7 protein-coding genes and 2 pseudogenes are annotated in these 6,948 nt (G+C 66.6%); 7 read left to right on the top strand and 2 right to left on the bottom strand.

Annotated elements, in window-relative coordinates:
• From C8N44_RS22690 to C8N44_RS22665, 6 genes are all read left to right on the top strand, one after another.
• Positions 1 to 529: NAD(P)-dependent oxidoreductase (locus C8N44_RS22690; RefSeq protein WP_245413007.1), on the top strand; the 529-nt coding region annotated here is incomplete at its 5' end.
• 1 nt (position 530) lies between these two features.
• Complete coding sequence (locus C8N44_RS22685) at positions 531 to 1,211, top strand: cupin domain-containing protein (protein WP_107978964.1); 681 nt, start codon at positions 531 to 533, stop codon at positions 1,209 to 1,211.
• Positions 1,211 to 2,173, top strand: a complete 963-nt coding sequence (locus C8N44_RS22680; RefSeq protein WP_107978963.1) for a C-terminal binding protein — start codon at positions 1,211 to 1,213, stop codon at positions 2,171 to 2,173. The genes C8N44_RS22685 and C8N44_RS22680 overlap by 1 nt, the downstream gene beginning before the upstream one ends.
• Positions 2,170 to 2,934, top strand: coding sequence for an SDR family oxidoreductase (locus tag C8N44_RS22675; protein ID WP_210204219.1), 765 nt, complete (start codon positions 2,170 to 2,172; stop codon positions 2,932 to 2,934). Before C8N44_RS22680 ends, C8N44_RS22675 begins: the two co-directional genes overlap by 4 nt.
• Positions 2,935 to 2,960: 26 nt before the next feature.
• On the top strand, positions 2,961 to 3,797 hold the full coding sequence (locus C8N44_RS22670; RefSeq protein WP_210204218.1) for a 5-deoxy-glucuronate isomerase: 837 nt from the start codon (positions 2,961 to 2,963) through the stop codon (positions 3,795 to 3,797).
• Positions 3,798 to 3,828: 31 nt separating this feature from the next.
• Positions 3,829 to 4,557 (top strand): FadR/GntR family transcriptional regulator, encoded by a 729-nt coding sequence (locus C8N44_RS22665; RefSeq protein WP_158274140.1) that lies wholly within the window; start codon positions 3,829 to 3,831, stop codon positions 4,555 to 4,557.
• Positions 4,558 to 4,963: 406 nt separating this feature from the next.
• Here C8N44_RS22665 and C8N44_RS24250 read toward each other — a convergent pair.
• Both C8N44_RS24250 and C8N44_RS24265 read right to left on the bottom strand, forming a co-directional pair.
• Positions 4,964 to 5,152 (bottom strand): annotated as a pseudogene (locus tag C8N44_RS24250) (alpha-L-rhamnosidase N-terminal domain-containing protein); the annotation flags it as partial.
• 206 nt (positions 5,153 to 5,358) lie between these two features.
• Positions 5,359 to 5,631, bottom strand: a pseudogene (locus tag C8N44_RS24265) (glycoside hydrolase family 78 protein); the annotation flags it as partial.
• A gap of 115 nt (positions 5,632 to 5,746) precedes the next feature.
• Between C8N44_RS24265 and C8N44_RS22655 the strand changes: the two are divergent.
• Complete coding sequence (locus C8N44_RS22655; RefSeq protein WP_158274139.1) at positions 5,747 to 6,553, top strand: LysR substrate-binding domain-containing protein; 807 nt, start codon at positions 5,747 to 5,749, stop codon at positions 6,551 to 6,553.
• Positions 6,554 to 6,948: the final 395 nt, after the last annotated feature.

The following is a 6,948-nucleotide window of genomic DNA, read 5'->3' as shown; positions in this document are numbered from 1 at the left end:
GACCGTGGGGATCATGGGGCAAGGGAACCTCGGGCTGGCATCCGCCGCCGCGCTGCGCGCGATGGGATTCAGCACGCGGGGCTGGTCGCGCACCGCCAAGACGGTCGAGGGCATGGAGTCTTTCGCCGGCCCCGAGGGCATGGGCGACTTCCTGGGCGGGACGGATATCCTCGTGGACCTGCTGCCCGCCACCAAGGCGACCGAGAACCTGATCGACGCCGACATCCTGCACCAGTTGCCCAAGGGCGCGGCCTTCATCAACGCCGGGCGCGGCAAGCATCTCGTCGAGGAAGATTTCGTGGCCGCGCTGGACGACGGGCACCTCTCCGGTGCCGTGCTCGACGTGTTCCAAACCGAACCCCTGCCGACCGAAAGCCCGCTCTGGGATCATCCCAAGGTGACGGTGACGCCGCATATCGCGTCGACCCCCACCAAGCGGGACAAGGCCTTCTACGTGGCCGACGCGATCCGCAGTTTCGAGACCGGTGACAGCCTGCCCAACGTCTTCGACCCCGCGCAGGGCTACTGACGTGACCGGGACACTGACCGAGAACGACGACATGACCATTGCGCCGGGTATCTACGCCCTTCATCGCGCCGGTGAAGCGCCGGTGCCCCGCGCCCTCGACGATGCCGGAACCGGATTGCATGTCGCAGCCGGCGTCTCGGACACGGGGGCCGGGCCGGGCGGTGTGACCGTCTGCATTGTCACCGAGGGCCGCGCGCGCGTCGGAACTGCTGGTGAGTTCGGGGCCGGCGAGGCCGTCGTCACGCAGGGGGCCACCAAGATCGAAGCGGTGGACAGCGGAAGCAGCTGGGTGACGGTCCGATGCGGCGACGCCGATCTTTCCGGCGATGCCATGCCGCTTCGTCCTTCCGATCACCCGGAATTGCCGAGCTGCGATCCCACGCCGGCCGATCTTCTGCTCTCGGGCCCGCCCGCCCAGCACGACCTGACGCTCTTCAAGGACCAGGCATGCAACTTCGCTGCGGGTTTCTGGGACACCACGGCCTATCACCGCAAGTCCATCGCCTTTCCCAAGTTCGAGGTGATGCACATGCTGTCGGGCTGGATCGAGCTGACGCTGGACGAGGGCGGAACCCACCGCTTCGAGGCGGGCGACACCTTTCTCATCGCCAAGGGGACCCGCTGCGACTGGCGCACCGGCGGCATGGGCAAGATCTTCTGCACCCTCGTTCCCGCAACCTGATGGGACGCGTCGTTGTCATCGCCCCGGGCTATGCCTGCCACGATGCCGAAGCGGCGGTCGCAGCCCGGCACGGCCACGGCTTCGAGATCGTCGACGGGAGCATGGAACGCGCCCGTCTCGTTTCGTCGCTCCGGGATGTCGAGCTGGCCTTCGTCCGCGACACGCCGTTGGACGCGGGGCTCGTGCAGGTGCTGAAGCCCGGCGGAGGCATCGTGCGCTACGGGGTGGGGATCGATGCCGTCGACGTCGCCGCGGCCACCGAGCACGGTGTCCGGGTCGCGAACATCCCCGACTACGGTGCCGACATCGAGGTCGCCGACCAGACCCTCGCTCTCTTCCTCGCGGTCGCGCGGCGGGTCTGCTCTCGCGACAACGATGTGCGCGCGGGGCTTTGGGGGGCCGGGCAGGCCGAACCGATCCACCGCATCGCGGGGCGGGTTCTCGGCCTTGTCGGCTACGGTCGCATCGCACGCTCCGTGCATCGCAGGTTCGCGGCCTTTGGCGTGGAAAAGGTTCTGGTCTGCGATCCCCACCTAGATGAGGCCGCCGCGCGGGAGGCGGGCGTCGAAAAGGTGGCGCTGACCGAGATCGCGGCCCGCACTTCCATCGTGTCGTTGCACGCGCCGCCCTCGGATGACGGTCCCCTCGTCAATGCCGACTTCGTCGAGGCCATGCGCCCCGACGCGATCCTGCTCAATACGGCCCGTGGGGCGCTCGTCGATGAAGATGCGCTCGCCCATGCGCTGTCGCAGGGCGACATCGCGGGGGCGGGCCTCGACGTCCTGCGCAAGGAGCCGCCGGATCCTGCGAACCCGCTTCTGTCGCTGAGCAACGTGGTCCTCTCGGATCACACGGGGTGGTACTCTGAAAGCACCGTCGCCACGATGCAGCGCTGCGCGGCCGAAGAGGCCGACAGGATCCTCTCGGGCGAGGCTCCGAAGAACTGGGTGAACCCGTGGTGAGCGCCCTCTTCGATCTTTCGGGAAAGATCGCGGTCGTTACCGGCGGTGGCTCGGGCCTCGGGCGGGCGATGGCAGGCGGCCTTGCCGATCACGGCGCTTCGGTAACGCTGGTCGGCCGAAACGAGGCCCGGCTTGCCACGGCGGTCGCGGCTATCACCAACACGGCCGGCCGCGCCCACGCCGAGACCTGCGACCTGCTCGACGGCGAGGCCATCTCGCAGCTGATCGCTGCCGTCGAGGACCGGGAGGGCCAGATCGACGTGCTCGTCAATAACGCGGGCGTCCAGCATCGTGGGCCGGTGACCGGCTTTGTCGACGCCGATTGGCACCGCGTGCTCGACACCAACCTGACGGCGCCGTTCCAGCTTTCCCGGGCTGTCGCGCCGGGCATGATCGCGCGCGGCTCCGGCAAGATCATCAACACCCTCTCGGTCCTTTCGTCGCTTGGGCGCAGTTCGATGGTGCCCTACGCCTCGGCCAAGGGCGGCCTCAAGATGCTGACCAGGGGCCTCGCGGTCGAGCTCGCCGCCTCCGGCATCCAGGTAAACGGCATCGCGCTGGGATACATCCTGACGGAGATGAACACCGCCCTCGCCGAGGACGAACAGTTCGACGGCTGGCTTCGCGGGCGCACGCCTGCCGGGCGCTGGGGCGCGCCCGGGGACCTCGCCGGTGCGGCGGTCTTCCTCGCCTCCTCGGCATCGGACTTCGTGACCGGACAGGTGCTGACCGTCGACGGGGGCCTCACGGCCTCGGTATGAACACTCAAGAAACTGGAAAAATCGCCGTGCAATACCTGATACGTGCATACGACAACGCCGGGCAGCCCATCGTGGATGCAACGACGCCGGAGATGCAGGACGTCTATTTCAACCTCCTTCGCCCCGCCAAGGATGAAACCGTTTCACTCCATGCCATCGGGTTCGAACTGGTTGCTGTCGTGATGTCCGGGCAATGCGATATCACCGTGGGCGAAACGCGCTTCGAGGGTGTCGGGATGCGCGGCGACATCTGGTCCGGCATGGCGGACTCGGTCTACGCGGGCACCGGCAAGACCCTCGAAGTCACCGCCCTCGGGGATGGCGTCGAGGTGGCCGTCGCCGGTGGCGCCTGCAACGACGAATTCGCCCCGTTCCGCGTGCGCCCGGACGAGGTCCAGAGTGTCGTCGTCGGCTCCTCTGAAACGAAGTCCCGGCGCGAGATCTGCCACATCCTCGGACAGAATGCCGCCGATCGTGCAGGTCGCCTGCTCGTCAGCGAGCTCTATGCCGAAGACGGCTGCTGGTCCGGGTACCCGCCCCACAAGCACGACGAAGAGCGCGATGGCGAAACGGATCACGCCGAGATCTACCACTACCGCTACGACCCCGAGACGGGCTTCGGGGCGCAATTCCACTACTTCGACGAAGGTGAGGCCGACGCCTACATGACGCGGCACGGCGATACCTATCTGCTGCCCGCAGGCTATCATCCGACCGTGACATCGCCCGGCCACAAGGGTTATGTTTTGACGATCCTCGTGGGCCGGAACCAAAGGGGACTGGTGCAACATTTCGACCCGACACATGCGCATCTTCAGGCGTACATCCCGGGACTCGGAGGAATGCGGGACATGTTCAAGTAGGATCTGCTACTGCGCCGGGAGGGGACGGCACATGGATAATTTCAACACCAAACCGGCGCAGAAGCCGAAGCTCGCGGAGATCGTCTATGGTCGGATCCTCGAACAGATCATGGCGAAGCAATTCGGCGAGGGCGATAAGTTGCCCTCGGAGTCGGAGCTCAGCTCGGCCTTCGGAGTTTCCCGGCCCGTCACCCGTGAGGCTCTCATGCGGCTTCAAGCGGACGGGCTGGTGACCACTCACAAGGGGGTTGGCACCTTCGTTGCGCGCCGCCCGCCCGAGCGCCTCGGTGAACTCGCGGATACCTCCGAGGTCTCGGGATATCTGCTCTCGCTCGAACCGCGCATCGTTCTCGAGGTCGAGGCGGCGCGCCTCGCGGCGCAGCGAAGGACGCGGCAACAGATGGCGGCGATCCGTGCGGCCCACGACGCGCTACGCGACGCGATCGGGCGCGGAGAGCTGGGTCGAAACGAAGACATCGACTTTCACGACAGCATCGCGATCGCTGCCGGAAACGAGAACTTCCGGATGCTTCTCAGGACGATCAGCAATCCTGTCCACCAAACAATCACGATCGGACTCGAACTGGGGCGAGATCAGCGCAGGCGCGTCGTCGACGAGCACGCATCCATTGTCGAGGCACTGAATGCCGAGGACAGCGAGGCCGCTGCCACCTACATGCGCTACCACCTGTTCCAGGCTCGCGCAGGGCTCGTCGACATCCACCACCACATGAGCCCCGAAGGGGCCGAGACCGATTAACAGCGCGCGTAACCTGGGCCCCTGAGGGTGCATATCTCGATGCTGTCCGGTGCTCCGTAGCCCGGGATCCGACTTCCCTCCGGCCTTACGGAGACTCCACCGATTGATGCGCTACTCTCGGCCGTGGTGCAGGCTCGCGAATTTCACGGCACGATAGACGTAAGCCAAACGTCTCCGCCACTAGGTGGCGATCTCGAAACGATGGCAGCCGGCTCCAACATGCCCTCCGGACCAATGCGCCCCGTTGTACCTGATCCGCGCGCCCGGAAGTATCAGCTCGGCCGGGACATTCGGCGGTAGCTCGACCGACCACAAGATTTCGGCTTCGGTGACGCTTCACTCGCTCCTGATTGCACCCAGATGGGAGAGATACTTCGCCGAGACATGGCCGAGACGAGCGTCGAAATTAGGTTGCAGCCGTACCGTGCGAAGCCGGACCCCTCAAGCATCGGGCATACCAGCCCTCGCCGGGAAGCGCGCTGAGCGCGTTCACCCCCTCGGCCAGTGCCGCGGTCGCGTCGTAGACTTGGTAGGGCACGCGTATGTGGTAGTCGGTCCAGCCGGGCGCGAAGACCGCGTCGCCAAGCCGCGCGCCGTTGAGATATGCCCCTTAGAGCCCGAGCGCGGTCGCGTAGCGGACGCGACCGGCTTGTCGATCCGGAACTCGCGACGCACCTGGTCGGAAGGCAGCGCGTTCAACGGGTTATCATAGCGGGTGTCCCTCGGGGGCTCGGATCCCGTGGGCGGGACATAGCCGCGCGCGATCCACTCGCCGACCCAGTCGGATTGGTCCAGCAGCCCGGTCCAGAAGCGCGCGGACGCGGCCGTGTATCCGTCAACCCCGGTCTCGCCCCAGGCCATCACCGACGAGTAGAGCGCCAAGTCCAACGTCAGCAGTCGGCCGGCGTAGAGCACGAGCAGGGTTTCGCCGCTCTCGACGCGCCCGCTGTCCCACCACGCGCCGCGGCCCTCGGCCACGGCCCCGGGATCGGTCCCGACCACAAGCCGGAATGCGGCCTGGCGCCGCCCATGGCCCTCACCGGCAACTACCCAGGAAAAGCGTGGCGTGCGGATCTACAGTCCACGTGAGTCCGCAAGGTGTTCGGAAGGATGAGAATGTGCGGCAAGTGTCATGCAGAGAGCCTTTTGCCGGTTTCCATGTCGAAATAGGTGGAGTTGGGCGCGGTCGATGCGGAAGCGGACCGCCGCGGCCCGACGCCTCGGCCAACAATCCCAAAGCACCGTCAGCGCGGCCCTGGCGCGGTTGCGCCTTGCCCTGGGGGATGAGCTTTTCCTGCGCGCGAGGTACGGCGTCGAGCCGACCGAGAAGGCCCTGCAGATCGCGCCGGACGTCGCGGCGGGGTTGGCCCGCCTCGAACAGGCCTTCCGTGCCGCAGAGCCTTTCGATCCGGCCCGAAGCACGCGACGCTTCCGGCTCTTGCTGGGGCCCTACGCAGAGGTGGTGCTGGCCCCGCCTCTGGCCGCGGCCTTCGCGCGTCACGCCCCCGTGGCGAAGCTCGAGATCGCGCCGATCGGCCCGGACCTGGACCCGCGGTCCCTTGCCGGGCAGAGCTTCGATCTCGCCCTCGGACGGTTCCATCCGCCCCCGGAAGACGATGGGTTCCGCTGCATCGTCGCCCCCCGGGCCTTGGGAGGCAACGCCACACTGGACCGCAGCCTCTACGAGCGGCTGCCGCACGTGGTTGTGGCGCCGCCCGGCAACTGGCGCACCGGGCTGCACAGGCTGACGGCCGACACGGGCCTACGCCGCAACACCTCGATCATCATCTCGCACTTCCTGATGGCCCCGCCGACAGTCGCCCGCATCGGAGGCATCGCCACCGTCCCGGCGCGCATCGCCGGCATGGTCGCCGAACCCTACGGGCTTCTGGACCGACCGGTCCCGCTGAACCTGGGCACCTTCCCGACAGAGGTCGCCTGGCATCCGCACAACCGAAGCGACGCGCCCAACATCCGGCTGCGGGATCTTCTGTAGACCCTCGTATCCGCGGAACGGGAAGGGCCACGAGACGCGTGAGAAGCGGGAGATTGCCCGCCGCAGCTGCCGCGCGATCAGGCTGTATCTGCTACCCAACCGGGAAGATAATTCGGCCAGCGCGATGTCCTGCCTCCGGCAGAAAGACGCCCGTTCGCCACAAGCGACAGACGTCTATCTTCTTAAGTGGCGAAAGAGCCTATTTTCGGTACCCGCAATCCGCTGCCTGGCCACAACGCTATCAGAAGGAAGAGAAAGACCGACCGTTCAGGTGGCCTTGATAAATCAACCGGATAGCGGGGTAGTGCCCCGGGAGATGGTGTAGGAACTGGCGTCCACCTGCTTCTTCATAGCTGGTGTCGCTCGTTCACTGAGCGGCAATCATCGTCGCCTCG

Origin of the sequence: Allosediminivita pacifica, assembly GCF_003054175.1 — a bacterium.
GTDB classification, from domain to species: Bacteria; Pseudomonadota; Alphaproteobacteria; order Rhodobacterales; family Rhodobacteraceae; genus Allosediminivita; species Allosediminivita pacifica.
The sequence above is the reverse complement of the archived record's forward strand: the minus strand, read 5'-3'. Positions and strand labels throughout refer to the sequence as shown.